The organism is Azohydromonas caseinilytica (assembly GCF_012927045.1).
Classification (GTDB): Bacteria; Pseudomonadota; Gammaproteobacteria; order Burkholderiales; family Burkholderiaceae_C; genus Azohydromonas; species Azohydromonas caseinilytica.
This window is the reverse complement of record NZ_JABBFW010000076.1, coordinates 1-2,771: the sequence shown is the minus strand read 5'-3', so window position 1 is coordinate 2,771 and position 2,771 is coordinate 1. Positions and strand designations below refer to the sequence as shown.

At 67.7% G+C, this 2,771-nt stretch carries 3 protein-coding genes; 2 read left to right on the top strand and 1 reads right to left on the bottom strand.

From position 1 onward, the window contains the following. Together HHL10_RS29960 and HHL10_RS29955 are read left to right on the top strand one after the other, a co-directional pair. On the top strand, positions 1-281 hold a 281-nt coding region (locus tag HHL10_RS29960), incomplete at its 5' end, for a M20/M25/M40 family metallo-hydrolase (protein WP_169164084.1). A gap of 19 nt (positions 282-300) precedes the next feature. Continuing rightward, complete coding sequence (locus HHL10_RS29955; protein WP_169164083.1) at positions 301-1,530, top strand: M20 family metallopeptidase; 1,230 nt, start codon at positions 301-303, stop codon at positions 1,528-1,530. 40 nt (positions 1,531-1,570) lie between these two features. On the opposite strand, the gene HHL10_RS29950 is transcribed toward HHL10_RS29955, so the two are convergent. Beyond that, positions 1,571-2,596: a TRAP transporter substrate-binding protein gene (locus tag HHL10_RS29950; protein WP_169164082.1), complete on the bottom strand. Its 1,026-nt coding sequence runs from the start codon at positions 2,594-2,596 to the stop codon at positions 1,571-1,573. Between the last annotated feature and the right edge of the window lie 175 nt (positions 2,597-2,771).

Sequence of the window (2,771 nt, the reverse complement as noted above, 5' to 3'; positions counted from 1 at the left end):
TCACGCTGGAAGAGACCATGCGCGCCGCGGCGGCGCCCAGCGCGCCCGAGTGGCAGCGGCGCTGGGAAACGGCCGTCGAAGCGCTGGGCCTGCCGGTGTGGCGCATGCCCAGCGGCGCGGGCCACGATGCGATGAAGCTGCACGAAGCCATGCCGCAGGCCATGCTGTTCCTGCGCGGCGGCAACGCGGGCATCAGCCACAACCCGCTGGAAACCATCACCAACGACGACGCCGAGCTGTGCGTGCAGGCCTTCCATGGCCTGTTGAGCCAACTGGCCTGATCCATTACCGAGGACCGATATGAGCAACCCGTACGTTCAACTGGACGCCTGGATCGATGCGCACTTCGACGAGGAAGTGAGCTTTCTGCAGCAACTGGTGCGCGTGCCCACCGACACGCCGCCGGGCAACAACGCGCCGCATGCCGAGCGCACGGCGCAACTGCTGGCGGGCTTTGGCTTCGACGCGGAAAAGCACGTCGTGCCAGAGGACGAAGTCAGGGCCGGCGGGATGGAGAGCGTGATGAACCTGATCGTGCGCCGCCGCTATGGCGACGGCGGCCGCACCGTGGCGCTCAACGCCCATGGCGACGTGGTGCCGCCCGGCGAGGGCTGGACGCACGATCCTTATGGCGGCGAAATCGACGACGGCAAGCTCTACGGCCGCGCCGCCGCGGTCAGCAAGAGCGACTTCGCCACCTTCACCTTTGCCGTGCGTGCACTCGAAGCGCTGGGCGCGCCGCTCAAGGGCGGCGTGGAGCTGCACTTCACCTACGACGAGGAGTTCGGCGGCGAGCTGGGCCCGGGCTGGCTGCTCAGGAACGGCCTGACCAAGCCTGACCTGGCCTTGGCCGCGGGCTTCAGCTACCAGGTGGTCACCGCGCACAACGGCTGCCTGCAGATGGAAGTGACGGTGCACGGCAAGATGGCGCACGCCGCCATTCCCGACACCGGCGTGGACGCGCTGCAGGGCGCGGTGGTGATCCTCAACGCCCTGTACGCGCAGAACCAGCTCTACAAGCAGGTGAAGTCGAAGGTGCCGGGCATCAACCACCCGTACCTCAACGTCGGCCGCATCGAAGGCGGCACCAACACCAACGTGGTGCCCGGCAAGGTGGTTCTGAAACTCGACCGGCGCATGATTCCGGAAGAGGACCCGGTGCAGGTCGAGGCCGATATCCGGCGCGTGATCAACGAGGCGGCCACCGCCTTCCCGGGCATTCAGGTGGACATCAAGCGCATCCTGCTGGCGCGCGCCATGCAGCCGCTGGCGGGCAACGCCCCGCTGGTACAGGCCTTGCGCCAGCACGGCAGCGCGGTGTTCGGCGAGGACATCCCGACCTCCGGCACGCCGCTCTACACCGACGTGCGCCTGTACTGCGAGCGCGGCATCCCGGCCGTGATCTATGGCGCCGGCCCGCGCACCGTGCTGGAAAGCCACGCCAAGCGCAACGATGAGCGCGTGGAACTGGAAGACCTGCGCCGCGCCACCAAGGTGGTGGCGCGCTCGCTGTTCGACCTGCTGCGCTGAGCGAAGCGTCAGGCCCGGCCCCAGGGCCGGGCCGGCGCTTTCATCGCGCCGTGCGCACCTTGTCGATCTCGGCGTGGAACGAGCTGACGACGTCTTCGCCGATTTCCTTGACGTACTTGTCGGTCACGGGCTTGACCTTCTCGCGCATGCGCTCGCGCTCCTGCGGCGACACCTCGGTCACGAGCACGCCTTTCTTCCTGATCTCGGCCAGCGCCTTGGCCTCCATCTCGCGGGAGACGCGCCGCTGCTCGATGCGGGCCTCGTTGGCGGCGTCCATGAGCACCTTGCGCTCATCGGCCGAGAGGCTGTCCCACGCTTTCCTGCTCGCCATCACCATCAGCGGGTTGTAGACGTGGCGCGTGGTGGACAGGTGCTTCTGCACCTCGTCGAAGCGGTTGGTGGCAAACGCGACGATGGGATTGTCCTGCCCGTCCACGGCGCGGCTTTCCAGCGCGGCGTAGAGTTCGGTGAAGGCCATCGGCACGGCGTTGGCCCCCAGCGCCTTGAAGGTGTCGATCATCAGCGGCGCCTGCAGGGCACGCAGCTTCAGGCCCTCGAAGTCCTCGGCCTTGGCGATCGGGCGGCGGTTGTTGGAGACGTTGCGAAAGCCGTGGTCCCAGTACGCCAGGCCGACCAGCCCGTTGGGCAGCCGCTCCATGAACTGCTTGCCCACGGGCCCATCGAGCACCGCGTCCGCCTCGGCAAAGTCGTTGAAGAGGAAGGGCAGGTCGAAGGCCCCGAACTCCTTCTTCAGGCCGACCAGCAGGCCCGGGGGCATGGTGGTCAGGTCGATGGTGCCGCCCTGCAAGGCCGAGACGGTCTGCAGGTCGCCGCCCAGCGTGCCGTTGGGATAGAGCTTGACCTGCATCTTCTTGCCCGACTTCTGGGCCACGAGGTCGGCGAACTTCTGGGCGCCGTAGCCCATGTGGCTTTCCTTGGGCTGCACGAACGCGAAGCGCAGCGTGCGCTCCTTGATGTCGGCCGCGTGCGCCTGCACGCCGGCCCACAGCAGGGCCGGTGCCGCGATCAGGCCGCACAGCAGCCTACGGGTGAGCTTGGTCTTCATCGCTTGTCTCCTGTGTTGTATGGGTATGGGCGGCCCCCGGGGCCGCGGGCTCAGAAGGTGTGAATGAATCTCCCGGCCGCCGGGACAATGGGCGCATGAGTCAAGCGCCGTCCGCAGCAGGGAGTGAACAAGGCCAGCCCAGCCTGTTCGGTGAAGGGGAGCTGCCCGCTGGGCA

Excerpts from the sequence above, each read along its gene's own strand:
- HHL10_RS29955 (WP_169164083.1), top strand. The coding sequence starts at position 301 with ATGAGCAACCCGTACGTTCAACTGGACGCCTGGATCGATGCGCACTTC.
- HHL10_RS29950 (WP_169164082.1), bottom strand. The coding sequence starts at position 2,596 with ATGAAGACCAAGCTCACCCGTAGGCTGCTGTGCGGCCTGATCGCGGCA.